The sequence below is a fragment of the Streptomyces sp. NPDC021749 genome (assembly GCF_040640655.1).
Classification (GTDB): Bacteria; Actinomycetota; Actinomycetes; order Streptomycetales; family Streptomycetaceae; genus Streptomyces.
Map to the genome: position 1 here is coordinate 25,120 of NZ_JBFACE010000007.1, position 24,330 is coordinate 49,449.

The 24,330-nt window shown below is 73.1% G+C and carries 22 protein-coding genes; 21 read left to right on the forward strand and 1 reads right to left on the reverse strand.

Annotation, left to right across the window (positions count from 1 at the left end):
• Positions 1-22 precede the first annotated feature (22 nt).
• The 14 genes from pyrR (at position 23) to AB0G35_RS09180 (ending at position 16,690) form a co-directional block, all read left to right on the forward strand.
• Positions 23-613, forward strand: coding sequence for a bifunctional pyr operon transcriptional regulator/uracil phosphoribosyltransferase PyrR (gene pyrR, locus AB0G35_RS09115; protein WP_360946149.1), 591 nt, complete (start codon positions 23-25; stop codon positions 611-613).
• Positions 614-705: 92 nt separating this feature from the next.
• Positions 706-1,683, forward strand: a complete 978-nt coding sequence (locus AB0G35_RS09120) for an aspartate carbamoyltransferase catalytic subunit (protein ID WP_360946152.1) — start codon at positions 706-708, stop codon at positions 1,681-1,683.
• A gap of 5 nt (positions 1,684-1,688) precedes the next feature.
• Positions 1,689-2,975, forward strand: a complete 1,287-nt coding sequence (locus tag AB0G35_RS09125; protein WP_360946155.1) for a dihydroorotase — start codon at positions 1,689-1,691, stop codon at positions 2,973-2,975.
• Entirely contained in the window at positions 2,972-3,568 is a 597-nt protein-coding gene (locus tag AB0G35_RS09130; protein WP_360946158.1) for a hypothetical protein, read from the forward strand. The genes AB0G35_RS09125 and AB0G35_RS09130 overlap by 4 nt, the downstream gene beginning before the upstream one ends.
• Positions 3,565-4,722: a glutamine-hydrolyzing carbamoyl-phosphate synthase small subunit gene (gene carA / locus AB0G35_RS09135; RefSeq protein WP_360946161.1), complete on the forward strand. Its 1,158-nt coding sequence runs from the start codon at positions 3,565-3,567 to the stop codon at positions 4,720-4,722. Before AB0G35_RS09130 ends, carA begins: the two co-directional genes overlap by 4 nt.
• Positions 4,715-8,023, forward strand: coding sequence for a carbamoyl-phosphate synthase large subunit (gene carB / locus AB0G35_RS09140; RefSeq protein WP_360946164.1), 3,309 nt, complete (start codon positions 4,715-4,717; stop codon positions 8,021-8,023). The genes carA and carB overlap by 8 nt, the downstream gene beginning before the upstream one ends.
• 63 nt (positions 8,024-8,086) lie before the next feature.
• Entirely contained in the window at positions 8,087-9,196 is a 1,110-nt protein-coding gene (locus AB0G35_RS09145; RefSeq protein WP_360946167.1) for a quinone-dependent dihydroorotate dehydrogenase, read from the forward strand.
• A complete protein-coding gene (gene pyrF / locus AB0G35_RS09150) occupies positions 9,193-10,035 on the forward strand; it encodes an orotidine-5'-phosphate decarboxylase (protein ID WP_360946170.1) in 843 nt (280 codons plus the stop codon). The genes AB0G35_RS09145 and pyrF overlap by 4 nt, the downstream gene beginning before the upstream one ends.
• 206 nt (positions 10,036-10,241) lie before the next feature.
• Positions 10,242-10,568 (forward strand): integration host factor, encoded by a 327-nt coding sequence (locus AB0G35_RS09155; RefSeq protein ID WP_360946173.1) that lies wholly within the window; start codon positions 10,242-10,244, stop codon positions 10,566-10,568.
• 38 nt (positions 10,569-10,606) lie between these two features.
• Complete coding sequence (gene gmk, locus AB0G35_RS09160) at positions 10,607-11,230, forward strand: guanylate kinase (protein ID WP_360946176.1); 624 nt, start codon at positions 10,607-10,609, stop codon at positions 11,228-11,230.
• 102 nt (positions 11,231-11,332) lie between these two features.
• Complete coding sequence (gene rpoZ / locus AB0G35_RS09165; RefSeq protein WP_030412017.1) at positions 11,333-11,605, forward strand: DNA-directed RNA polymerase subunit omega; 273 nt, start codon at positions 11,333-11,335, stop codon at positions 11,603-11,605.
• A 117-nt stretch (positions 11,606-11,722) separates the two neighbouring features.
• Entirely contained in the window at positions 11,723-12,961 is a 1,239-nt protein-coding gene (gene coaBC, locus AB0G35_RS09170; RefSeq protein ID WP_360946180.1) for a bifunctional phosphopantothenoylcysteine decarboxylase/phosphopantothenate--cysteine ligase CoaBC, read from the forward strand.
• 252 nt (positions 12,962-13,213) lie between these two features.
• On the forward strand, positions 13,214-14,422 hold the full coding sequence (metK, locus tag AB0G35_RS09175; protein WP_360946183.1) for a methionine adenosyltransferase: 1,209 nt from the start codon (positions 13,214-13,216) through the stop codon (positions 14,420-14,422).
• A 126-nt stretch (positions 14,423-14,548) separates the two neighbouring features.
• The gene (locus AB0G35_RS09180; RefSeq protein ID WP_360946186.1) at positions 14,549-16,690 is read left to right on the forward strand and encodes a primosomal protein N'; all 2,142 of its coding nucleotides are present in this window, start codon (positions 14,549-14,551) and stop codon (positions 16,688-16,690) included.
• A 155-nt stretch (positions 16,691-16,845) separates the two neighbouring features.
• Here AB0G35_RS09180 and AB0G35_RS09185 read toward each other — a convergent pair whose 3' ends face one another.
• Complete coding sequence (locus tag AB0G35_RS09185) at positions 16,846-17,394, reverse strand: hypothetical protein (RefSeq protein WP_360946189.1); 549 nt, start codon at positions 17,392-17,394, stop codon at positions 16,846-16,848.
• 251 nt (positions 17,395-17,645) lie between these two features.
• Between AB0G35_RS09185 and fmt the strand changes: the two genes are divergently transcribed.
• The 7 genes from fmt to AB0G35_RS09220 all read left to right on the forward strand — a co-directional run bounded on the left by fmt (position 17,646) and on the right by AB0G35_RS09220 (position 24,288).
• Positions 17,646-18,584, forward strand: a complete 939-nt coding sequence (fmt, locus tag AB0G35_RS09190; protein ID WP_360946192.1) for a methionyl-tRNA formyltransferase — start codon at positions 17,646-17,648, stop codon at positions 18,582-18,584.
• 135 nt (positions 18,585-18,719) lie between these two features.
• The gene (locus AB0G35_RS09195; RefSeq protein ID WP_360946195.1) at positions 18,720-19,988 is read left to right on the forward strand and encodes an aminotransferase class I/II-fold pyridoxal phosphate-dependent enzyme; all 1,269 of its coding nucleotides are present in this window, start codon (positions 18,720-18,722) and stop codon (positions 19,986-19,988) included.
• A gap of 125 nt (positions 19,989-20,113) precedes the next feature.
• On the forward strand, positions 20,114-21,550 hold the full coding sequence (locus AB0G35_RS09200) for a transcription antitermination factor NusB (RefSeq protein WP_360946198.1): 1,437 nt from the start codon (positions 20,114-20,116) through the stop codon (positions 21,548-21,550).
• Between the two features lie 91 nt (positions 21,551-21,641).
• Complete coding sequence (gene rpe, locus AB0G35_RS09205) at positions 21,642-22,325, forward strand: ribulose-phosphate 3-epimerase (RefSeq protein WP_360946201.1); 684 nt, start codon at positions 21,642-21,644, stop codon at positions 22,323-22,325.
• A 220-nt stretch (positions 22,326-22,545) separates the two neighbouring features.
• Positions 22,546-23,562 (forward strand): sugar-binding domain-containing protein, encoded by a 1,017-nt coding sequence (locus AB0G35_RS09210; RefSeq protein WP_360946204.1) that lies wholly within the window; start codon positions 22,546-22,548, stop codon positions 23,560-23,562.
• Between the two features lie 79 nt (positions 23,563-23,641).
• A complete protein-coding gene (locus tag AB0G35_RS09215; protein ID WP_360946207.1) occupies positions 23,642-23,833 on the forward strand; it encodes a hypothetical protein in 192 nt (63 codons plus the stop codon).
• A gap of 20 nt (positions 23,834-23,853) precedes the next feature.
• Complete coding sequence (locus AB0G35_RS09220) at positions 23,854-24,288, forward strand: barstar family protein (RefSeq protein ID WP_360946691.1); 435 nt, start codon at positions 23,854-23,856, stop codon at positions 24,286-24,288.
• Positions 24,289-24,330: the final 42 nt, after the last annotated feature.

The following is a 24,330-nucleotide window of genomic DNA, read 5'->3' on the forward strand; positions in this document are numbered from 1 at the left end:
CGGAGAAGGAGGTCCGTTTCGTATGGACGCAAACAGCTCCGAAGCGGGAGCCCGGCTCCCCGCGCGGCCGGTGCTCGAAGGCCCGGACATCGCGCGCATGCTCACCCGCATCGCCCACGAGATCGTCGAGCGCGCCAAGGGCGCGGACGACGTGGTGCTGCTGGGTATCCCCACCCGTGGCGTCTTCCTCGCCCGGCGGCTGGCCGCCAAGCTCCAGGACATCACCGGCCGCACGGTCCCGGTGGGCTCGCTCGACATCACGATGTACCGCGACGACCTGCGCCTGGGCCCGGCCCGGACGCTCGCCCGCACCGACATCCCCGCCGAGGGCATCGAGGGCCGGGTCGTCCTGCTCGTCGACGACGTCCTGTTCTCCGGACGCACGATCCGCGCCGCCCTGGACGCCCTGGGCGACATCGGCCGGCCGCGCGCCGTCCAGCTGGCGGTCCTCGTCGACCGCGGCCACCGCGAACTGCCGATCCGCGCCGACTACGTCGGCAAGAACCTCCCCACGTCGCTGCGGGAGGCGGTCAAGGTCCAGCTGACCGAGGAGGACGGCCGGGACGCCGTGCTGCTCGGCCTCAAGCAGACCGCCCCGGCCGGCGAGCGCTAGCGCACCGCTGACGGACCCGGTGACCCCGGGCCCGCAGGCATGCCTGCCTGACGGACATTCCCGTACACCTCCCTACACACGGAGAAAACCGGATGAAGCGCCACCTCATCTCGGCCGCCGACCTCACCCGCGACGACGCCGTGCTGATCCTCGACACCGCCGAGGAGATGGCCCGGGTCGCCGACCGGCCGATCAAGAAGCTCCCCACCTTGCGCGGACGCACGGTCTGCAACCTCTTCTTCGAGGACTCCACCCGCACCCGGATCTCCTTCGAGGCCGCCGAGAAGCGGCTCTCCGCGGACGTCATCAACTTCGCGGCCAAGGGATCGAGCGTGTCCAAGGGCGAGTCCCTCAAGGACACCGCGCAGACCCTGGAGGCGATGGGCGTCGACGCCGTCGTCATCCGGCACGGCGCCTCCGGTGCCCCCTACCGGCTCGCCAACTCCGGCTGGATCGACGCCCCCGTCATCAACGCCGGCGACGGCACCCACCAGCACCCCACCCAGGCCCTGCTCGACGCCTTCACCATGCGCCGCCGGCTGATCGGCCCGGACGCCGGGATCGGCCAGGACCTGTCCGGCCGGCGCATCACCATCGTCGGCGACGTCCTGCACAGCCGGGTGGCCCGGTCCAACGTCGACCTGCTGCACACCCTCGGCGCCGAGGTCACCCTGGTCGCCCCGCCCACCCTGGTGCCGGTCGGCGTCGAGACCTGGCCCTGCGAGGTGTCGTACGACCTCGACGGCGTGCTGCCCAAGTCCGACGCCGTGATGATGCTGCGGGTCCAGCGCGAGCGGATGAACGCCGCGTTCTTCCCCACCGAGCGCGAGTACTCGCGCCGCTACGGCCTGGACGGCGACCGCATGGCGCGGATGCCCGGGCACGCCCTCGTGATGCACCCCGGCCCCATGGTCCGCGGCATGGAGATCACCGCCGAGGTCGCCGACTCCGGCCGCTGCACGGCCGTCGAGCAGGTCGCCAACGGCGTCAGCATCCGGATGGCCGTCCTCTACCTGCTCCTGGGCGGCAACGAGCCCGCCGTGACCAACCCCCGTACCGAGGAGAAGTAAGACCCATGAGCAAGATCCTGATCCGTGGTGCGAAGGTGCTCGGCGGCGAGCCGCAGGACGTCCTGATCGACGGCGAGTTCATCGAGGCCGTCGGCACCGGGCTGAGCGCGGAGGGCGCCGAGGTCGTCGAGGCCGGCGGCAAGGTCCTCCTCCCCGGCCTGGTCGATCTGCACACCCACCTGCGCGAGCCCGGCCGGGAGGACTCCGAGACCGTCCTCACCGGCACCCGCGCGGCCGCCTCCGGCGGCTACACCGCCGTCTTCGCCATGGCCAACACCTTCCCGGTCGCCGACACCGCCGGCGTCGTCGAGCAGGTCTACCGGCTCGGCCAGGAACACGGCTACTGCGACGTCCAGCCGATCGGCGCCGTCACCGTCGGCCTGGAGGGCAAGAAGCTCGCCGAGCTCGGCGCCATGCACGAGTCCGCGGCCGGCGTCACCGTCTTCTCCGACGACGGCAAGTGCGTCGACGACGCGGTGATCATGCGCCGGGCCCTGGAGTACGTGAAGGCGTTCGGCGGCGTCGTCGCCCAGCACGCCCAGGAGCCGCGGCTGACCGAGGGCGCCCAGATGAACGAGGGCATCGTCTCCGCCGAGCTGGGCCTGGGCGGCTGGCCGGCGGTCGCCGAGGAGTCGATCATCGCCCGGGACGTGCTGCTCGCCGAGCACGTCGGCTCCCGCGTGCACATCTGCCACCTCTCGACCGCCGGGTCCGTGGAGATCGTGCGCTGGGCCAAGTCCCGCGGCATCGACGTCACCGCCGAGGTCACCCCGCACCACCTCCTCCTCACCGACGAAATGGTGCGCACCTACAACCCCGTCTACAAGGTCAACCCGCCGCTGCGCACCGAGCGCGACGTGCTGGCCCTGCGCGAGGCGCTGGCCGACGGCACGATCGACATCGTCGCCACCGACCACGCGCCGCACCCCCACGAGGACAAGGACTGCGAGTGGGGCGCCGCGGCCATGGGCATGGTCGGCCTGGAGACCGCGCTCTCCGTCGTCCAGCACACGATGGTCGACACCGGGCTGCTGGACTGGGCCGGCGTCGCCGAGCGGATGTCCTTCCGGCCCGCGCGGATCGGCCGCCTGGAGGGCCACGGCCGGCCCATCTCGGCAGGTGAGCCCGCCAACCTCACCCTGGTCGATTCCGCTTACCGTGGAGAGGTGGACCCCGCGGGCTTCGCCTCCCGCAGCCGCAACACCCCCTACGAGGGCCGTGAGCTGCCGGGACGCGTCACCCACACCTTCCTGCGGGGCCGGGCAACGGTCGTCGACGGGAAGCTGGCGTGACTCCTCCACTCATCCACCTGGCCGAGGCGCAGCGGTCCGCTCCGGTCACCGACTGGGCGGCACGGCTCGGCTGGGTCGCCGGCCTGCTGGTCCTCGTCGTCTTCGTCTACTGGCTGATGCGCCAGGGCTGGAAGTGGCGCGGCACCCTCCAGAGCTACCTGCCCGAGCTGCCGTCCGCCCCTGACGACCTGGGAGAGGCGAAGCTGACCCTCAGCGGGCGCTACCACGGCTCCACCACCGCAGGGCAGTGGCTCGACCGGATCGTGGCCCACGGCCTGGGCACCCGCAGCCGCGTCGAGCTGACCCTGACCGACCGGGGCCTGGACGTCGTACGGCCGGGCGCGACGGACTTCTTCGTACCGGCCGCCGCACTGCGCGGTGCCCGCCTCGACAAGGGCATCGCCGGCAAGGTCCTCACCGAGGGCGGCCTGCTCGTCGTCACCTGGCAGCACGGGGACCGGGAGATCGACTCCGGCTTCCGCTCCGACCGGGCGGAGGAACACCCCGCCTGGGTCGAGGCCCTCACCGCACTGAGCACCACCCCCACCACCCGAAACACCACCGAGCAGAGCGAAACGGAAGGCGCACGATGACGACCTCCACCAGGGGAAGCTCCTCTCAGAGGAACAAGGCGCTTCCCGCCGTACTTGTCCTGGAGGACGGCCGCACCTTCCGCGGCCGTGCCTACGGGGCCGTGGGGGAGACCTTCGGCGAAGCGGTGTTCTCCACCGGCATGACCGGCTACCAGGAGACGCTGACCGACCCCTCGTACCACCGCCAGGTCGTCGTCATGACCGCCCCGCACATCGGCAACACCGGGGTCAACGACGAGGACCCCGAGTCCCAGCGGATCTGGGTCGCCGGTTACGTCGTCCGCGACCCCGCCCGGATCCCGTCCAACTGGCGCTCGGTGCGCTCCCTGGACGAGGAACTGACCGCCCAGGGCGTGGTCGGCATCAGCGGCGTCGACACCCGCGCGCTCACCCGCCACCTGCGCGAGCGCGGCGCCATGCGGGTCGGCATCTTCTCCGGCGACGCGCTGCCCGACGAGGGCACCATGCTCGCCAAGGTGCGCCAGGCCCCCGAGATGAAGGGCGCCGACCTCTCCGCCGAGGTCGCCACCAAGGAGACGTACGTCGTCCCGGCGATCGGGGAGAAGAAGTTCACCGTCGCCGCCGTCGACCTCGGCATCAAGGGCATGACCCCGCACCGCATGGCCGAGCGCGGCATCGAGGTGCACGTCCTGCCCGCCACCGCCACCGTCGAGGACATCTACGCGGTCGACCCGGACGGCGTGTTCTTCTCCAACGGCCCCGGCGACCCGGCCACCGCCGACCACGCGGTCTCCGTCATGCAGGGCGTCCTCACGCGCAAGACCCCGCTCTTCGGCATCTGCTTCGGCAACCAGATCCTCGGCCGCGCGCTGGGCTTCGGCACCTACAAGCTCAAGTACGGCCACCGCGGGATCAACCAGCCGGTCCAGGACCGCACGACCGGCAAGGTCGAGGTCACCGCGCACAACCACGGATTCGCCGTCGACGCCCCGCTCGACAAGGTTTCCGACACCCCCTTCGGCCGCGCCGAGGTCTCCCACGTCTGCCTCAACGACGACGTGGTGGAGGGACTGCACCTCCTCGACCAGCCGGCCTTCAGCGTCCAGTACCACCCCGAAGCCGCCGCGGGTCCGCACGACGCCGCGTACCTCTTCGACCGCTTCGTATCCCTGATGGAGGGCCAGCGTGCCTAAGCGCACCGATATCCAGTCCGTCCTGGTCATCGGCTCCGGCCCGATCGTCATCGGCCAGGCCGCCGAGTTCGACTACTCCGGCACCCAGGCCTGCCGGGTCCTCAAGTCCGAGGGCCTGCGCGTCATCCTGGTGAACTCCAACCCGGCGACGATCATGACCGACCCGGAGATCGCCGACGCGACCTACGTCGAGCCGATCACCCCGGACTTCGTCGAGAAGATCATCGCCAAGGAGCGCCCGGACGCCCTGCTGCCCACCCTGGGCGGCCAGACCGCGCTCAACACCGCCATCTCGCTGCACGAGGCCGGCACCCTCGACAAGTACGGCGTGGAGCTGATCGGCGCCAACGTCGAGGCGATCCACAAGGGCGAGGACCGCGACCAGTTCAAGGAGGTCGTCGAGGCCGTCCACGCCAAGATCGGCCACGGCGAGTCCGCCCGCTCGGTCATCTGCCACTCCATGGACGACGTCCTGGCGGGCGTCGAGGAGCTCGGCGGCTACCCCGTCGTCGTCCGCCCGTCCTTCACCATGGGCGGCGCCGGCTCCGGCTTCGCGCACGACGAGGACGAGCTGCGCCGGATCGCCGGCCAGGGCCTCACGCTCTCCCCGACCACCGAGGTGCTCCTGGAGGAGTCCATCCTCGGCTGGAAGGAGTACGAGCTGGAGCTGATGCGCGACAAGAACGACAACGTCGTGGTCGTCTGCTCCATCGAGAACTTCGACCCGATGGGCGTGCACACCGGCGACTCGATCACCGTCGCCCCGGCGATGACGCTCACCGACCGCGAGTACCAGATCCTGCGGGACATCGGCATCGCCGTCATCCGCGAGGTCGGCGTCGACACCGGCGGCTGCAACATCCAGTTCGCGGTGAACCCCGAGGACGGTCGCGTGATCGTCATCGAGATGAACCCGCGGGTGTCGCGCTCGTCGGCCCTCGCCTCCAAGGCGACCGGCTTCCCGATCGCGAAGATCGCCGCCCGTCTCGCCGTCGGCTACACCCTCGACGAGATCCCGAACGACATCACCGAGCAGACCCCGGCCTCCTTCGAGCCGACCCTCGACTACGTCGTCGTCAAGGTGCCGCGCTTCGCCTTCGAGAAGTTCCCGGCCGCCGACGCCGCGCTGACCACCACCATGAAGTCGGTCGGCGAGGCCATGGCCATCGGCCGCAACTTCCCCGAGGCACTGCAGAAGGCGCTGCGCTCCCTGGAGAAGAAGGGCAGCCAGTTCGACTTCGCCGGCGCACCGGGCGAGAAGGCCGCCCTGCTGGAGAAGGCCCAGGTCCCCACCGACGGCCGGATCAACACCGTCATGCAGGCGATCCGGGCCGGTGCCACCCCCGAGGAGGTCTTCGACGCCACGAAGATCGACCCGTGGTTCGTGGACCAGCTCTTCCTGATCAAGGAGATCGCCGACGAGATCGCCGGCGCCGACAAGCTCGGCCCGGAAATCCTCGCGGACGCAAAGCGCTACGGCTTCTCCGACGCCCAGATCGCCGCGGTCCGCGGCCTTCGCGAGGACGTCGTGCGCGAGGTCCGGCACGCCCTCGGCGTCCGCCCGGTCTACAAGACCGTCGACACCTGCGCCGCCGAGTTCGCCGCCAAGACCCCGTACTTCTACTCGTCCTACGACGAGGAGAGCGAGGTCGCCCCGCGCGAGAAGCCTGCCGTGATCATCCTCGGCTCCGGCCCCAACCGCATCGGCCAGGGCATCGAGTTCGACTACTCCTGCGTCCACGCCTCGTTCGCGCTCAGCGACGCCGGCTACGAGACCGTGATGGTCAACTGCAACCCGGAGACCGTCTCGACGGACTACGACACCTCCGACCGCCTGTACTTCGAGCCGCTCACGCTTGAGGACGTGCTGGAGATCGTGCACGCCGAGACCCAGGCCGGGCCGGTCGCCGGCGTCATCGTCCAGCTCGGCGGGCAGACCCCGCTGGGCCTGGCGCAGGGGCTCAAGGACAACGGCGTGCCGATCGTCGGCACCTCGCCCGAGGCCATCGACCTCGCCGAGGAGCGCGGGGCCTTCGGCCGGGTGCTCACCGAGGCCGGACTGCCCGCGCCCAAGTACGGCACCGCCTTCTCCTTCGACGAGGCCAAGCGGATCGCCGCCGAGATCGGCTACCCGGTCATGGTCCGGCCGTCCTACGTCCTCGGCGGCCGCGGCATGGAGATCGTCTACGACGAGCCGTCGCTCGGCGAGTACCTCACCCGGCACGCCGGCCTGATCGACCGCCACCCGGTCCTCATCGACCGGTTCCTGGACGACGCCATAGAGATCGACGTCGACGCGCTCTACGACGGCCAGGAGCTCTACCTCGGCGGCGTCATGGAGCACATCGAGGAGGCCGGCATCCACTCCGGCGACTCCGCCTGCGCACTGCCCCCGATCACCCTCGGCGGCTTCGACATCAAGCGGCTGCGCGCCTCCACCGAGGCCATCGCCAAGGGCGTGGGCGTCCGCGGCCTGATCAACATCCAGTTCGCGATGGCCGGCGACATCCTCTACGTCCTGGAGGCCAACCCCCGCGCCTCCCGCACCGTCCCCTTCACCTCGAAGGCGACCGCGGTACCGCTGGCCAAGGCCGCCGCCCGGATCTCGCTCGGCGCCACCATCGCCGAACTGCGCGCCGAGGGCCTGCTGCCGAAGACCGGCGACGGCGGCACCCTGCCGCTGGACGCGCCGATCTCCGTCAAGGAGGCCGTGATGCCGTGGAGCCGGTTCCGCGACGTCCACGGCCGCGGCGTGGACACCGTCCTCGGCCCGGAGATGCGCTCCACCGGCGAGGTCATGGGCATCGACTCGGTCTTCGGCACCGCCTACGCCAAGTCGCAGGCCGGGGCGTACGGCGCGCTGCCCACCAAGGGACGGGCGTTCGTCTCCGTCGCCAACCGGGACAAGCGCTCGATGATCTTCCCGGCGCGCGAGCTGGTCGCGCACGGCTTCGAGCTGCTCGCCACCTCCGGCACGGCCGAGGTGCTGCGCCGCAACGGCATCAACGCCACCGTCGTGCGCAAGCAGTCCGAGGGCGAGGGCCCGAACGGCGAGAAGACCATCGTCCAGCTGATCCACGCCGGCGAGGTCGACCTGATCGTCAACACCCCGTACGGCACCGGCGGCCGCCTCGACGGCTACGACATCCGTACGGCGGCGGTGGCCCGCTCCGTGCCCTGCCTGACCACGGTCCAGGCCCTCGCGGCCGCCGTCCAGGGCATCGAGGCGATGAACCGCGGCGACGTGGGCGTCAGGTCCCTCCAGGAACACGCGGAACACCTGACCGCGGCCCGCGACTAGCAGCCCGTGAGGGGGACACAGCGAACCGCCGCTGTGTCCCCCTCTTCGTGAGGACACACCACCATGTACCAGCTCTTCTTCCGGCTCTTCTTCACGCGCATGGATCCCGAGCGGGCCCACCACCTGGCCTTCGGCTGGATCCGGCGGGCCGCGCAGGTCCCCGTGCTGCGCACCTTCCTCGCCGCCGCCCTCGCCCCGCGCTACAAGGAACTGCGCGTCGAGGCGTTCGGCCGCCGGATGCACGGCCCGTTCGGGCTGGCCGCCGGCTTCGACAAGAACGCGGTGGCCATCGACGGCATGACCATGCTCGGCTTCGACCACGTCGAGATCGGCACGGTCACCGCCCAGCCGCAGCCCGGCAACCCCAAGAAGCGCCTGTTCCGGCTCGTACCGGACCGCGCGCTGATCAACCGCATGGGCTTCAACAACGACGGCTCCGCGTCCGTCGCGGCCCGTCTGGCGGCCCGCACCCCGGTCTTCCCGACCACCCTCGGCGTCAACATCGGCAAGACCAAGATCGTCCCGGAGTCCGAGGCGATCGGCGACTACGTCACCTCCACCGAGCGGCTGGCCCGCCACGCCGACTACCTGGTCGTCAACGTCTCCTCGCCGAACACCCCCGGGCTGCGCAACCTGCAGGCGGTCGACCACCTGCGGCCGCTGCTGACCGCGGTCCGCGAGGCCGCCGACCGCACGGTCACCGACCGCCGGGTCCCCCTGCTGGTCAAGATCGCCCCCGACCTGGCCGACGAGGACGTCGACGCGGTCGCCGACCTGGCCGTCGAACTCGGCCTGGACGGCATCATCGCCACCAACACCACCATCGCCCGCGAGGGCCTGGGGCTGACGTCCGACCCGGCCCTGGTCGCGGAGACCGGCGGCCTCTCCGGCGCGCCCGTCAAGCAGCGCTCCCTGGAGGTGCTGCGCCGCCTCTACGCCCGCGTCGGCGACAAGATCACGCTGGTCGGCGTCGGCGGGATCGAGACCGCCGAGGACGCCTGGCAGCGCATCCTCGCCGGCGCCACCCTCGTCCAGGGCTACAGCGCCTTCATCTACCAGGGCCCGTTCTGGTGCCGCTCGATCCACAAGGGCCTGGCCGCGCGCCTGCGCACCAGCCCGTACGCCACCCTCGCCGACGCCGTCGGCGCCGAGCACAAGAAGGTGACCGCATGACCGACCCCTTCGGGGCGCGACTGCGCCGTGCCATGGACGAGCGCGGCCCGCTCTGCGTGGGCATCGACCCGCACGCCTCGCTGCTGGCCGACTGGGGCCTGAACGACGACGTCGCGGGCCTGGCGCGGTTCACCCGCACCGTCGTCGAGGCGCTCGGCGAGCACGTCGCCGTCTTCAAGCCACAGTCCGCGTTCTTCGAGCGGTTCGGCTCGCGCGGCCTGGCCGTGCTGGAGACCGCCGTCGTCGAGGCCCGCGAGCGCGGCGCACTGGTGCTCATGGACGCCAAGCGCGGCGACATCGGCTCCACCATGGCGGCTTACGCCGAGACCTATCTGCGCCCGGACTCGCCGCTGTTCTCGGACGCCCTGACGGTCTCGCCGTACCTCGGCTACGGCTCGCTGAAGCCGGCCGTCGACCTGGCGCGGGAGAGCGGCGCGGGACTGTTCGTGCTGGCGCTGACCTCCAACCCGGAGGGCGCCGAGGTCCAGCGCGCGGTCCGCGAGGACGGCCGCACCCTCGGGGCGACGATGCTCGGCCACCTCGCCGCCGAGAACGCCGGCGCCGAGCCGCTGGGCTCCTTCGGCGCGGTGGTCGGCGCCACCCTCGGCGATCTCTCCTCGTTCGATCTGGCGATCAACGGTCCGCTGCTGGCCCCCGGCATCGGCGCGCAGGGCGCCACCCCGGCCGACCTGCCGACCGTCTTCGGCGCCGCGGCCGGCAACGTCCTCCCCAGCGTGAGCCGGGGGGTCCTGAAGCACGGTCCGGACGCCGCCGGACTGCGCGCCGCGGCGGACCGATTCACCGAGGAAGTGCGCACCGCGCTCGATCAAGCCCCGTAAGTCGGGGAGTTTGGTCCCGAATTGTCCTGGTCAGCAGAGTCTGACCAGGACTTTTCGTCTGTTCTCGCTGACTCCGGCGCGCTCGGCCGCTAGTCTCCGTCGAGAGCAGTGCACGCAAGCGCGTTGCTCGTTGCTCCGCAGGTGCGGGGCGACTAGGTTCCACACCGGTCCGTATCCGACAGTTCGACATCCGAGGTGACGTAGGCGTGGCTCTTCCGCCCCTTACCCCTGAACAGCGCGCAGCCGCGCTCGAGAAGGCCGCCGCGGCTCGCCGGGAGCGCGCCGAGGTCAAGAATCGGCTCAAGCACTCCGGTGCTTCCCTCCATGAGGTCATCCAGCAGGGCCAGAAGAACGACGTCATCGGCAAGATGAAGGTCTCGGCCCTCCTGGAGTCCCTGCCGGGCGTCGGCAAGGTCCGCGCCAAGCAGCTCATGGAGCGGCTCGGGATCTCCGAGAGCCGCCGCGTCCGGGGCCTTGGCTCCAACCAGATCGCGGCACTGGAGCGCGAATTCGGCAGCAGCGCTTCCGGCTGAATTTTCCGGCATCGCCGGGAAGCTGGAATAATCGCTGCATGAGTTCTGCAGTCTCCCGGGGGACGACCCCCGCCGGCCCCCCGGCCAGACAACCGCGACTGACCGTGCTCTCCGGCCCCTCAGGGGTCGGCAAGAGCACGGTCGTCGCGCATATGCGCAAGGTCCACCCCGAGGTCTGGCTCTCGGTTTCGGCCACCACCCGCACCCCGCGACCCGGGGAGCAGCACGGCGTCCAGTACTTCTTCGTCGACGACGAGGAGTTCGACAAGCTGATCGCCAACGGTGAGCTGCTCGAATGGGCCGAGTTCGCCGGCAACCGCTACGGCACCCCGCGCCAGGCGGTCCTGGACCGCCTGGAGGCCGGCGAGCCGGTCCTGCTGGAGATCGACCTGCAGGGCGCCCGCCAGGTCCGGGAGTCCATGCCCGAGGCCCAGCTGGTCTTCCTCGCCCCGCCGAGCTGGGAGGAGCTGGTCCGCCGGCTCACCGGCCGGGGCACGGAGGCGCCCGAGGTCATCGAGCGCCGCCTGGAGGCCGCCCGGGTCGAGCTGGCCGCGGAGAAGGAGTTCGACGTGACGTGTGTCAACACCTCCGTCGAGGACGTGAGCCGTGAGCTGCTAGCCTTGATGCTGCATCGATCCGGGGACAAGAGCACCAGCGGCTGACCCCGCGGAGCCGCTCGGCTCCGGACGCACAGACTTTGCGCCGGCCCGTACGACGGCCGGGCGCATGCCACCCAGGCTTCATCCCCTTTCGGAAGGTAGAGAGTGTCCTCTTCCATCACCGCTCCCGAGGGCATCATCAACCCGCCCATTGATGAGCTTCTCGAGGCCACCGACTCGAAGTACAGCCTCGTGATCTACGCCGCCAAGCGCGCGCGCCAGATCAACGCGTACTACTCCCAGCTCGGCGAGGGCCTGCTGGAGTACGTCGGCCCGCTCGTGGACACCCACGTCCACGAGAAGCCCCTGTCGATCGCGCTGCGCGAGATCAACGCGGGCCTGCTGACCTCCGAGTCCATCGAGGGCCCGGCCCAGTAAGCAGCGTTACGTTCATCCAGGGCCCGGCGGCGCGTCCGCCGGGCCCTTGGTGTGTCATAGGGGCATACAGGCGCTACGGACGTAGTGCGGACCGGGAGCTCGGGGAGCGGCGAAGCGATGGACAAGCGGGAGCGGGAGCGGCCCAGGGTCGTCCTGGGGGTCAGCGGCGGGATCGCCGCGTACAAGGCGTGCGAGCTGCTGCGCCGGCTGACCGAGTCCGGGCACGACGTCCGGGTGGTGCCGACCGCCTCGGCGCTGCACTTCGTCGGCGAGGCCACCTGGTCCGCGCTGTCCGGCCACCCGGCCACCACCGAGGTCTGGGAGTCCGTCCACGAGGTCCCGCACGTCCGCATCGGCCAGGCCGCCGACCTCGTCGTGGTCGCCCCGGCCACCGCCGACATGCTGGCCAAGGCCGCCCACGGCCTCGCCGACGACCTGCTGACCAACACGCTGCTGACCGCCCGCTGTCCGGTGGTCTTCGCGCCCGCGATGCACACCGAGATGTGGGAGAACCCGGCCACCCAGGAGAACGTCGCCACGCTGCGGCGCCGCGGCGCGATCGTCGTCGAGCCCGCGGTCGGCCGGCTGACCGGCGTCGACACCGGCAAGGGCCGGTTCCCGGACCCGGTGGAGATCTTCGCCCTCTGCCGCCGGGTGCTGGCCCGCGGGGTCCAAGGCGCCACCGTGGCGGACCTCGCCGGACGCCACGTCGTGGTCAGCGCCGGCGGCACCCGCGAGCCCCTGGACCCCGTGCGCTACCTGGGCAACCGGTCCTCCGGGAAGCAGGGCTACGCGCTCGCGGCCACCGCGGCCGCGCGCGGTGCCCGGGTCACGCTCGTCGCCGGCAACACCGAGCTGCCCGACCCGGTGGGCGTGGACGTGGTCCCGGTCGGCACCGCCAGGCAGCTGCGGGAGGCCGTGCTGAAGGCCGCCGCGGACGCCGACGCCGTGGTCATGGCGGCCGCGGTCGCCGACTTCCGGCCCGCCGTCTACACCACCGCCAAGATCAAGAAGGTGGAGAACCAGGAGCCGGAGCCGCTGGTGCTGGTCCGGAATCCGGACATCCTCGCCGAGCTGTCCGCCGACCGCGCCCGCCCCGGCCAGGTGGTGGTGGGATTCGCCGCGGAGACCGACGACGTGCTCGCCAACGGGCGCGCCAAGCTCGCCCGCAAGGGCTGTGACCTGCTGGTCGTCAACGAGGTCGGCGAGCACAAGGCGTTCGGCTCGGCCGAGAACGAGGCGGTGGTCCTGGCGGCCGACGGCACCGAGACCCCGGTCCCGTACGGTCCGAAGGAAGCCCTGGCGGACACGGTGTGGGACCTGGTCGTCCCCCGGCTGGCCGAGAATCGCCGCTGATTCCGCACCTCCTCTCCTCTTTCACCCCACCGGCCCCACAAAATCGGGCGTGTTCCCTTGACCACGTCGCCCCCGCGCGTGATCGTCCTACCGTGAGGTGTGGTGTCCCAGGTCACGGGGGGTCCAGAAATCGAGACCGCGTGCCCGAACGCCGCATACGACCGATAAACTGGCGAGTGGATCGGGCCGAGCGCAGCTCTCGGCCCTTCCGCCCATGATCAGCCAGCAGCCGCTGCAACCCCAGGGAGCGATGTGTCCCGCCGCCTGTTCACCTCGGAGTCCGTCACCGAGGGCCACCCCGACAAGATCGCTGACCAGATCAGCGACACGATCCTCGACGCGCTCCTGAAGGAGGACCCCACCTCCCGGGTCGCCGTCGAGACGCTGATCACCACCGGCTTGGTCCACGTGGCCGGCGAGGTGACGACCAAGGCGTACGCCGACATCCCCAACCTCGTCCGCAACAAGATCCTTGAGATTGGTTACGACTCGTCCAAGAAGGGCTTCGACGGCGCCTCCTGCGGCGTCTCGGTCTCCATCGGCGCGCAGTCCCCGGACATCGCGCAGGGCGTCGACACCGCGTACGAGAACCGCGTCGAGGGCGACGACGACGAGCTGGACCGGCAGGGCGCGGGCGACCAGGGCCTGATGTTCGGCTACGCCTGCGACGAGACGCCGGAGCTGATGCCGCTCCCGATCTACCTCGCGCACCGCCTCTCGCGCCGGCTGTCCGAGGTCCGGAAGAACGGCACCATCCCCTACCTCCGCCCCGACGGCAAGACCCAGGTCACCATCGAGTACGACGGGAACAAGGCCGTCCGCCTCGACACCGTCGTGGTCTCCTCGCAGCACGCCAGCGACATCGACCTCGACTCGCTGCTGGCTCCCGACATCCGCGAGTTCGTCGTCGAGCACGTCCTCAACCAGCTCGTCGAGGACGGCATCAAGCTGGACACCGACGGCTACCGCCTGCTGGTCAACCCCACCGGCCGCTTCGAGATCGGCGGCCCCATGGGCGACGCCGGCCTGACCGGCCGCAAGATCATCATCGACACCTACGGCGGTATGGCCCGCCACGGCGGCGGCGCCTTCTCCGGCAAGGACCCGTCCAAGGTCGACCGCTCGGCCGCCTACGCCATGCGCTGGGTCGCCAAGAACGTGGTCGCCGCCGGCCTCGCCGCCCGCTGCGAGGTCCAGGTCGCGTACGCCATCGGCAAGGCCGAGCCGGTCGGTCTCTTCGTCGAGACCTTCGGCACCGCCACCATCGACACGGACAAGATCGAGCAGGCCATCACCGAGGTCTTCGACCTCCGCCCGGCCGCGATCATCCGCGACCTCGACCTGCTCCGCCCGATCTACTCCCAGACCGCCGCCTACGGCCACTTCGGCCGTGAGCTGGAGGACTTCACCTGGGAGAAGACCGACCGCGTCGAGGCGCTGAAGAAGGCCGCGGGGCTGTAAGCACCGCATCGTCCCGGCCCCGGCCCCGTACCGCCCCGCGGTACGGGGCCGGCGGCGTTCCCGGGGCCGCCGGCGGCCGCGCCGCGGCCCGGCCCGTTGTCGGTGCGGTCTGCTAAGACTGGTGCTGTGAGCAGTGAGAACGGGCGGAACCCGGGGGAGCGGGGCGAGCAGCTGGCCCTCATCAGGGAGACCGTCCGGGAGACCAGGGCGGAGCGCGCCAAGCCGCGGACGTGGCGGGGCGCGCAGCTCGCCGACGCCCTGCCGGTGGCCCGGGTCCTGGTCGACAAGGGCCCGGTCCATCTCGACAAGCTGTGGGACTACGCCGTTCCCGCCGCCATGGACGCCGAGGCCCGGCCCGGCGTGCGGGTCCGGGTGCGGTTCGGCGCGGGGACCGGCCGGGTGCGCGAGGGCCGGCGCGAGGGCGGCGGGCTGCTCGACGGCTATCTCGTCGAGCGGATCGCGGAGTCCGACTACCGCGGCCCGCTGGCCGCGCTCGCCCAGGTCGTCTCGCCCGAGCCGGTGCTCAGCCCGGAGCTGCTGGCGCTGTGCCGGGCGGTCGCCGACCGGTACGCCGGTTCGCTCGCCGACGTCCTCCAGCTGGCCGTTCCGCCGCGCCACGGCAAGGCGGAGGCGGAGCGCTTCCCGGCGCCGCCGCCCCCGCCCGCGCGGCCCGCTCCGGGCAGCTGGGCGCGGTATCCGGACGGGCCGGCGTTCCTGGACGCCCTCGCGGGCGGGGGCGCGCCGCGCGCCGTGTGGACCGCGCTCCCGGGGCCGCGGTGGCCCGTGGAGCTGGCCGCGGCGGTGGCGGCGACCCTGGCGTCCGGCCGCGGCGCCCTGGTCGTGATGCCCGACGGACGGTCGGCGGCGCGGGTGGACGCGGCCCTGACCCAGCTGGTGGGGCAGGGGCTGCATACGCTCCTGGTGGCGGATTCCGGTCCCGAGGAGCGGTACCGCCGCTGGCTGGCCATACGCCGCGGCGCGGTCCGGGCAGTCATCGGCACCCGCGCCGCGATGTACGCCCCGGTCGCCGACCTCGGGCTCGTCGCCATCTGGGACGACGGCAACTCCAGCCACAGCGACACCAACGCCCCGCATCCGCACGCCCGGGACGTCCTCCTGCTCCGCGCGGTGCACGAGAAGGCCGCCTGCCTGGTCGGCGACCTGAGCCGCACGGTCGAGGCCACCCAGCTCGTGGAGAACGGCTGGGCCCGGCCGCTGGAGGCCGGCCGCGAACAGCTCCGCACGGCGGCCCCGTTGGTCCGCACCGTCGACGACGTCGAGGCCGCGCGCGACGAGGCGGCACGGGCGGCCCGCCTGCCGACGCTCGCCTGGCGGACGGCCCGCGCCGGGCTGGCCCGCGGCCCGGTGCTGGTGCAGGTGCCCCGCCGGGGCTACGTCCCCCGGCTGGGCTGTGAGCGCTGCCGGGAGCCGGCCCGCTGCCGGACGTGCGCCGGGCCGCTGGAGGCGAGGAGCAACGACACCGCGCTGTGCTGCAGTTGGTGCGGTCGGGAGGCACCGGCCTGGCAGTGCACCGAATGCGGTGGACAGCGGCTGCGGGCACGGGTCGTCGGGGCCCGGCGCACGGCCGAGGAACTGGGCCTGGCCTTCCCGGGCGTGCCGGTGCGCACCTCGGGCCGGGACCACGTCCTGGACTCGGTCCCGGACCGCCCCGCCCTGGTCGTCTCCACGCCCGGTGCCGAGCCGGTCGCCGAAGGCGGCGGTTACGCGGCCGCGTTGCTGCTCGACGGCTGGGCGCTGCTCGGGCGGGCGGACCTGCGGGCCGGGGAGGAGGCGCTGCGGCGCTGGCTGGGCGCCGCGTCGCTGGTGCGCGGCCAGGCGGAGGGCGGCACGGTCGCGGTGATCGCCGAGCCGACGCTGCGGCCGGTGCAGGCGCTGGTGCGCTGGGACCCGGCCGGGCACGCGGTGCGGGAGCTGGCCGAGCGGGCCGAGCTGGGGTTCCCGCCGGTGTCCCGGATGGCCTCGGTGACCGGCCGGCCCGAGGATGTCGCCGAGCTGCTGCGGACGGCCGAACTCCCGCCGGGCGCCGAGGTGTTGGGGCCGGTTCCGCTGCCGGTGCCGGACCCCGGGCGGCCGCGCCGGCCGGGTGATCCGCAGCCCGGTGAGCAGTGGGAGCGGGCGCTGGTGCGGGTGCGGCCGGGCCAGGGTGCGGCGCTCGCCGCGGCGCTCAAGGCGGCGCGGGCGGCCAGGCTGGTCAAGCGGGAGGGCGCGGCGGTGCGGGTCCGGATCGATCCGCCGGACCTGGGCTGATCGCGCGGCGGGGCGCGTCGGTCGGGCCCGGGGGCTGCCGGGGTGCCGGGTTCGCGACCGGTGCGGGGGCGGGCATGACGCCGCCCCGGGACCGAGGTCGGCAGGCGGTCCCGGGGCGCTGGCGAGGATGCCGGGCGGCCGGCGTGGGGGAGGGTTCAGCCGTTGCGCGGGCCGGGGAAGGCGCCCGGGCGGCTCGGCTCTTCGCGGGAGGCCGCGGCGGGCTGGCCGGGCATGGAGCGGGCGGCGGGCACGGACGGCGCGCCGGACAGCCCGGTGGTCACGCTCATCGCGCGGGGCGCGGAGGACTCCGACGTCCGCACCGCGGGTTCGGCGCCGTCCGCGGCGGGCTGGGCGGCGGCCCGGCGGGCACCGTAACGGCGGTGCACCGCCTGCTTGGTGACACCGAGCGCGGAGCCCACCGCGTCCCACGAGAACCCCAGCGAACGGTCGAAGTCGACCGCGGCCGTGACGAGCGTCTCGACGCTGTCCCGCAGTTCCTGGGCGAGGCGCACGGTCGGCGCGGGCGCGCGTCCGTAGACGACGAAGCCCGCGGACGGTCCCGTGCGCCGCGGCCGGTAGACGTTGCCCAGCTGAGCGGTCAGCGTGCGCAGTGCGTCCACCTGCCGGCGGACCCGCTCGATGTCCCGCACCAGGAGATGCAGGCTGGCGCGCGCCTGGGCGTCGTGGGTTGCGTGGTCGGCCATGAGCAAGCCTCTCGAACCGGCGTGGAATGGGGAAAAAGGAAAGCGATCGGGCCGCCGAAGCGGCCCGGTTCGGGTCAATGCTGTTTGACCAACGCGACAGGAGTGGCTCTGGTCACGGTATGGGGGCGTACGAGCTTCCGTGCGAGGCGCGGGAAATGTCGTACGCCCCCTGGGAACGGCGCCCCCCGCCCAGGCCAAGGCCCATAGACTGGTGTGTCGTTCCGCTGCGTGTGAGAGGTAGTCCGCCACCCATGAGGCTTGTCTTCGCCGGCACCCCCGAGGTCGCCGTCCCCTCCCTCGATGCCCTGATCGCCTCCGACCGGCACGAGGTCGTGGCCGTCGTGACCAGGCCCGACGCGCCCGCGGGACGCGGCCGGAAGCTGGTGGCCAGCCCGGTCGCGGAGCGTGCGGAGGAGGCCGGCATCGAGGTGCTCAAGCCGGCCCGGCCGCGGGACGAGGACTTCCTGGCCCGGCTGCGGGAGATCGCCCCGGACTGCTGCCCGGTGGTGGCCTACGGTGCCCTGCTGCCCAAGGCGGCGCTCGACATTCCCGCCAAGGGGTGGGTGAATCTGCACTTCTCGCTGCTGCCGGCCTGGCGCGGCGCGGCGCCGGTGCAGCACGCGGTGCTGGCCGGCGACGAGGTCACCGGCGCCTCGACCTTCCAGATCGAGGAGGGGCTCGACTCCGGCCCGGTGTACGGGGTGTTGACCGAGGAGGTCCGGCCGGCCGACACCAGCGGCGATCTGCTCACCCGGCTCGCGTTCGCCGGCTCCGGCCTGCTCGTCGCGACCATGGACGGCATCGAGGACGGCACCCTGACACCGGTGCCGCAGCCCGCCGAGGGCATCTCCCTCGCGCCGAAGATCGAGGTCGAGGACGCCAAGGTGGACTGGGCGGCGCCGGCCCTGCGGGTGGACCGGGTCATCCGCGGCTGCGCGCCCGCGCCCGGCGCCTGGACGGTCTTCCGCGGTGAGCGCCTGAAGCTGATGTCCGCCAGGTCCGCCGCGGGCCACGCCGAACTCTCCCTCGCGCCCGGCGAACTCGCCGTCACCAAGAAGGCGGTGTACGTGGGCACCGGCAGCCACCCGGTCGAACTGGTCTGGGTCCAGCCGCAGGGCAAGAAGCCGATGCAGGCCGCGGACTGGGCGCGCGGCGTACGCATCGAGGCGGGCGAACGGCTCGGCGGCTGACGCCGCCCGCTCGGCCCCGGCGGATCCCAGTGGGTGGAATTCCCGGGCCCCTCGTGGGGAGCGGTTTGTATCCTCGGCGGCGCCACCTGAACGACGCGCCGCCCCCGCGGCGCGGCCCCTGGGAAAGGAAGCACCATGACCACCGAGCTGAGCCCCGACGCGGCGGCCGGTCTCGTCGAGCAGGCCCGCCAGGACTACCAGGAACTCGCCGGACGAGGGCTCTCGCTCGACCTCACCCGCGGCAAGCCGGCACCGGAACAGCTCGACCTCGCCATGGACCTGCTGAGCCTGCCCGGCGGACGGCACACCTCGGCGGACGGCACGGACGTGCGCAACTACGGCGGGCTGCAGGGCCTGCCCGAGCTCCGGGAGATATTCGCCGGGCTGCTCCAGGTCCCGGCCGGGCAGCTGCTCGCGGCCGGCAACTCCAGCCTGGAGCTGATGCACGACTGCCTGGTGCACGCCCTGCTGGGCGTGCTGCCGGGCGCCGCCTCGCGCTGGGCGGACCAGGAGCGCATCGCGTTCCTGTGCCCGGTGCCCGGTTACGACCGGCACTTCGCGCTCTGCGAGCGGTTCGGGATCGAGATGATCCCGGTGCCGATGACCGACGAGGGCCCGGACATGGCGGCCGTGGAGCGGCTGGTCGCCGAGGACCCCGCGGTCAAGGGCATCTGGTGCGTACCGAAGTACAGCAACCCGACCGGCGTCAGCTACAGCGACGCGACCGTGGCGCGGCTCGCCGCCATGCCCACCGCCGCGCCCGATTTCCGGATCTTCTGGGACAACGCGTACGCCGTCCACCACCTCACCGACGAGCCGGTCGAGATCGCCGACCTGCTCGCCGCCTGCGCCGAGGCCGGCAACCCGGACCGGGCGTTCGTCTTCGGCTCCACCTCGAAGATCACCGCGGCCGGCGCCGGCGTGGCCTTCTTCGGCTCCTCGCCCGCGAACGTCGCCTGGCTGCTCGGCCACAACGCCAAGCGGTCGATAGGCCCGGACAAGGTCAACCAGCTGCGGCACGCGATCTTCCTGCGCGACGCCGACGGGGTGCGCGCCCACATGGAGCGCCAGCGCGCCCTGCTGCAGCCCAAGTTCGAGGCGGTGGGGCGGATCCTTCAGAAGGAGCTCGGCGGGACCGGGCTCGCGACCTGGACCACGCCCAAGGGCGGCTACTTCGTGACCCTGGAGGTCCCGGACGGCTGCGCCAAGGAGGTCGTCCGCCGGGCCGCCGAGGCGGGCATCAAGCTCACCCCGGCCGGCGCCACCCACCCGTACGGCGACGACCCGCGCGACGCGGTCATCCGGATCGCGCCCAGCTACCCCGGTCTCGCCGAGCTGGAGCAGGCGATCGAGGGCCTCGCCGTCTGCGTCCGGCTCGTCGGCCACGAGCGGCGGGCCGGGTAGGGCCGTCCGCGGGTCCGGGCCGGCGCAGGGAGGCGTTCTGCGGCGGCCCCGGGCCCGCGTAGGCTGGGACGGATCCCTCATCCGGGACCCCGCAGACCGCATGTCGTATCCGGAGCACCTTTTCTGTGAGCCAGCCCCAGCCCCGCCGCCGTCCCGGCAAGCCGCATCGCCGTCCGAAGAAGGACCCGGTCAGGATCCTCGCGTTCGAGGCGCTGCGGGCCGTCGACGAGCGGGACGCCTACGCCAACCTCGTCCTGCCGCCGCTGCTGCGCAAGGCGCGCGAGGGCGGGGACTTCGACGCCCGGGACGCGGCGCTGGCGACCGAGCTGGTCTACGGCTCGCTGCGCCGGCAGGGGACGTACGACGCGATCGTCGCCCGGTGCGTGGACCGGCCGCTGCGCGAGGTCGACCCGCCGGTCCTGGACGTGCTCACGCTCGGCGCCCACCAGCTGCTCGGCACCCGCATCCCCACGCACGCCGCGGTCAGCGCGAGCGTCGAGCTGGCGCGGGTGGTGCTGGGCGACGGGCGCGCCAAGTTCGTCAACGCGGTGCTGCGCAAGGTCGCGGCGGACGACCTGGACGGCTGGCTGGAGCGGATCGCCCCGGACTACGACGAGGACCCCGAGGACCACCTCGGCCTGGTGCACGCCCATCCCCGCTGGATCGTCTCGGCCCTGTGGGACGCCCTCGGCGGCGGCCGGGCCGGTATCGAGGACCTGCTGGAGGCGGACAACGAGCGCCCCGAGGTGACGCTGGTCGCACGGCCCGGGCGGGCCACCGCCGAGGAGCTGCTGGCCGCGGCCGGCGAGCAGGGCGCGCTGCCGGGCCGCTGGTCGCCGTACGCGGTCCGGCTCGCCGAGGGCGGTGAGCCCGGCGCGCTGGACGCGGTGCGCGAGGGCCGCGCCGGCGTGCAGGACGAGGGCAGCCAGCTGGTCGCCCTGGCCCTGGCGAACGCGCCGGTCGAGGGCACCGACCGGGCCTGGCTGGACGGCTGCGCCGGCCCCGGCGGCAAGGCCGCGCTGCTGGCCGCGCTGGCCGCCGAGCGCGGTGCCGCCCTGCTGGCCTCGGAGAAGCAGCCGCACCGCGCCCGTCTGGTCGCCCGGGCCCTGGACGGCAACCCCGGCCCGTACGCGGTGATCACCGCCGACGGCACCCGCCCGGCCTGGCGGCCCGGCAGCTTCGACCGGGTCCTGATGGACGTCCCGTGCACCGGCCTGGGCGCGCTCCGCCGGCGCCCGGAGGCCCGCTGGCGGCGCCGCCCCGAGGACCTCGACGGCTTCGCCCCGCTCCAGCGCGAGCTGCTGCGCCAGGCGCTCGCCGCGGTGCGCATCGGCGGCGTGGTCGGCTACGCGACGTGCTCGCCGCACCCGGCCGAGACCCGGGCCGTGGTGGAGGACGTCATCAAGGGCCGCGGCGGCCCGGCGGTGGCGGTCGAATGGGTCGACGCCCGCCCGCTGATGCCCGGCGTCCCGGCGCTCGGCGACGGCCCGGACGTCCAGCTCTGGCCCCACCTGCACGGCACCGACGCGATGTACCTGGCACTGCTGCGCCGCACCGGCTGACCGGGCGGCGGGCGGGGGCGGGCCGCGGCCGGCCGGCCTCCGGCCCCGTCCCGCCTCCGACCGCTCGGGGACAGGGCGCCATACTGGGTGCATGGCCTTGATCAACCCCAGCATCCTGTCCGCAGACTTCGCCCGGCTCGCCGAGGAGGCGAAGGCCGTCGAGGGCGCCGACTGGCTGCACGTCGACGTGATGGACAACCACTTCGTCCCGAACCTCACGCTGGGCGTGCCGGTCGTCGAGTCGCTGCGCAAGGCGACGGACACCCCGCTCGACCTGCACCTGATGATCGAGGACCCGGACCGCTGGGCGCCGCAGTACGTCGAGGCCGGGGCGGGGTCGGTGACCTTCCACGCCGAGGCGGCCGCCGCGCCGGTGCGGCTGGCGCGGGAGATCCGGGCCAAGGGCGCGCGGGCGTCGATGGCGCTCAAGCCGGCCACCCCCATCGAGCCGTACGAGGACCTGCTCCCCGAGCTCGACATGCTGCTGATCATGACCGTGGAGCCCGGCTTCGGCGGCCAGGCGTTCCTGGACATCATGCTGCCCAAGATCCGCCGCACCCGTGAGCTGATCTCCCGGCACGGTCTGGAGCTGTGGCTCCAGGTGGACGGCGGGGTCTCCGACGCCACCATCGAGCGGTGCGCGGAGGCCGGCGCCGACGTCTTCGTGGCCGGTTCCGCGGTCTACGGCGCGGACGACCCCGCCAAGGCGGTGCGGGATCTGCGCGAGAAGGCCGAGGCGGCGACCGCGGGGGCCGGCTGGGCCTGCGCACACTGAATTCCGGCCAACGGGGGCGGGCGGCAAGGCCGTTGCCGGCCACGGAAATCCCTCCGTGGCGGGGCCGAGCCGCCAATTGTCCGTGGCGCAACCAACCGTTCACGAGGGTCGCGGCGGTCAAGGTCCCCGTTGCCGCCGGGTTTCTGAAAGGATGAGCAAAGACTCGATCAGATGCGCAAAAGGGGAGAATTTCGTGGTAGCCAGCCGCCCACAGTCCGGAATGGGCCCTGCCGAGCTGGTGCAGGCCGCGGCCATGGCCCGCCGTTTCTATCTTGAGGGCAAGTCGAAGATCCAGATCGCGGAGGAGTTCGGCGTCAGCCGGTTCAAGGTCGCGCGAGTGCTGGAGACGGCGCTGGAGCGTGATCTCGTACGGATCGAGATCCGGGTGCCCTCCGAGCTGGACGCCGAGCGCTCCGACGCCCTGCGGGCCCGCTACGGCCTGCGGCACGCCGTGGTCGTCGAGTCGCCCGCGGACGCTCCCCCCGCCTTCGGCGGCCAGACCCCGCCCGACGACGCCGCCGACCCCGAGAACCTCGGTGAGGTCGCCGCCGACCTGCTCGGCGAGCTCGTCAACGAGGGCGATGTGCTCGGGCTCGCCTGGGGCCGTTCGACCATCCACATGGCGGCCGCACTGCACCGGCTGCCGCCCTGCACGGTCGTCCAGCTGACCGGTGTCTACGACGCGGGCACCGCCGACCGCGGCTCGGTCGAGGCGGTGCGCCGCGCGGCCGACGTCTCCGGTGGCGAGGCGCACCCGATCTACGCGCCGATGCTGCTGCCCGACTCGGCGACCGCCGAGGCGCTGCGCCGGCAGACCGGCATCGCCCGCGCCTTCGACTACTTCGACAAGGTCACCGTCGCCTGCGTCTCCATCGGCTCCTGGGAGCCGGGCGTCTCCACGGTCTACGACATGCTGTCCGAGCAGGAGCGCGAGCACTACGCCTCGCTGGGCGCGGCCGCCGAGATGTCCGCGCACCTCTTCGACGCCGAGGGCCGCCGGATCGGCCGGGACCTGGGCGAGCGCTGCATCACCGTCGAGGCGGACCGGCTGCGCCGCATCCCGGAGGTCGTCGCCATCGCGGGGGGCCGGCGCAAGGCCGCGGCGATCGGCGCGGTGCTGCGCTCCGGGCTCGTGACGAGCCTGGTCACGGACACCGCGGCGGCCGACCACCTGCTGCTGGAGACCGGCCCCGGGCCGCGCCCCGCGCTGGACCGGGCGGACCCCGACGGGTCGTGAGCCCGGCCGCCGCCGGCGGGCCGCACCGCCCGGCGGTCATCGGCGGGCGGCCCGGGCGGGCCTGTGGCAGCATCGGCCCATGGTGATCCGCCCCGTCCCGCGCCGTGCCGCCGCCGTCCTCGGCGCGCCGCCCGCCGGGCTGCTGCCCGTGCTCGGCGGACGTACCACCGGCCGGGCCGGACAGGGGAGTTCGGCCGCCCCGCCGCACTCCACCGCCACCGCCGGCGGGCCGTTGGCCCGTCCCCGGACCGTCACGGCGGTGCCGCGGTGACCGGGCCGGAGCCGGCGGCCGTGCCGCGGCCGCTCGCGGCGGTGCTCGACGGGCGGACGCCGGCCGGGGTGCTGCCCTGGCCCGCCGACCGGCCGGTGGCCGAGGCGCTGGCCGCCGCGCGGGACGCCGGCTGGACCGGTGCGGCGCTGGACCTGGAGGGCGTCGCGGACAAGGCCGCCTTCATGGACCGGTGCGCCGGCGCGCTGCGGCTGCCCGACTGGTTCGGCCGCAACTGGGACGCGCTCGCCGACTGCCTGACCGACCTCTCCTGGTGCCCGGCCGACCGCGGGCGGCTGCTGGCCGTCACGGGCTGGCAGGGTTATGCGGCCGCCGTGCCCGAGGACTGGGCCGTGGTGGAGTCCGTGCTGGCGGACGCGGTGGGTTTCTGGCGCGACACCGGCACCGGGCTGGCGGTGATCCTGGTCAGGGGCCGGGGCCGCCGGGAAGCGCCCTGACGCGGGGCCGGGCGGTCGCTCCGGCCGCCTTGGCGGATCGCA

Excerpts from the sequence above, each read along its gene's own strand:
- pyrR (WP_360946149.1), top strand. The coding sequence starts at position 23 with ATGGACGCAAACAGCTCCGAAGCGGGAGCCCGGCTCCCCGCGCGGCCG.
- AB0G35_RS09120 (WP_360946152.1), top strand. The coding sequence starts at position 706 with ATGAAGCGCCACCTCATCTCGGCCGCCGACCTCACCCGCGACGACGCC.
- AB0G35_RS09125 (WP_360946155.1), top strand. The coding sequence starts at position 1,689 with ATGAGCAAGATCCTGATCCGTGGTGCGAAGGTGCTCGGCGGCGAGCCG.
- carA (WP_360946161.1), top strand. The coding sequence starts at position 3,565 with ATGACGACCTCCACCAGGGGAAGCTCCTCTCAGAGGAACAAGGCGCTT.
- AB0G35_RS09145 (WP_360946167.1), top strand. The coding sequence starts at position 8,087 with ATGTACCAGCTCTTCTTCCGGCTCTTCTTCACGCGCATGGATCCCGAG.
- pyrF (WP_360946170.1), top strand. The coding sequence starts at position 9,193 with ATGACCGACCCCTTCGGGGCGCGACTGCGCCGTGCCATGGACGAGCGC.
- gmk (WP_360946176.1), top strand. The coding sequence starts at position 10,607 with ATGAGTTCTGCAGTCTCCCGGGGGACGACCCCCGCCGGCCCCCCGGCC.
- coaBC (WP_360946180.1), top strand. The coding sequence starts at position 11,723 with ATGGACAAGCGGGAGCGGGAGCGGCCCAGGGTCGTCCTGGGGGTCAGC.
- AB0G35_RS09185 (WP_360946189.1), bottom strand. The coding sequence starts at position 17,394 with ATGGCCGACCACGCAACCCACGACGCCCAGGCGCGCGCCAGCCTGCAT.
- fmt (WP_360946192.1), top strand. The coding sequence starts at position 17,646 with ATGAGGCTTGTCTTCGCCGGCACCCCCGAGGTCGCCGTCCCCTCCCTC.
- AB0G35_RS09195 (WP_360946195.1), top strand. The coding sequence starts at position 18,720 with ATGACCACCGAGCTGAGCCCCGACGCGGCGGCCGGTCTCGTCGAGCAG.
- rpe (WP_360946201.1), top strand. The coding sequence starts at position 21,642 with ATGGCCTTGATCAACCCCAGCATCCTGTCCGCAGACTTCGCCCGGCTC.
- AB0G35_RS09210 (WP_360946204.1), top strand. The coding sequence starts at position 22,546 with ATGGGCCCTGCCGAGCTGGTGCAGGCCGCGGCCATGGCCCGCCGTTTC.
- AB0G35_RS09215 (WP_360946207.1), top strand. The coding sequence starts at position 23,642 with ATGGTGATCCGCCCCGTCCCGCGCCGTGCCGCCGCCGTCCTCGGCGCG.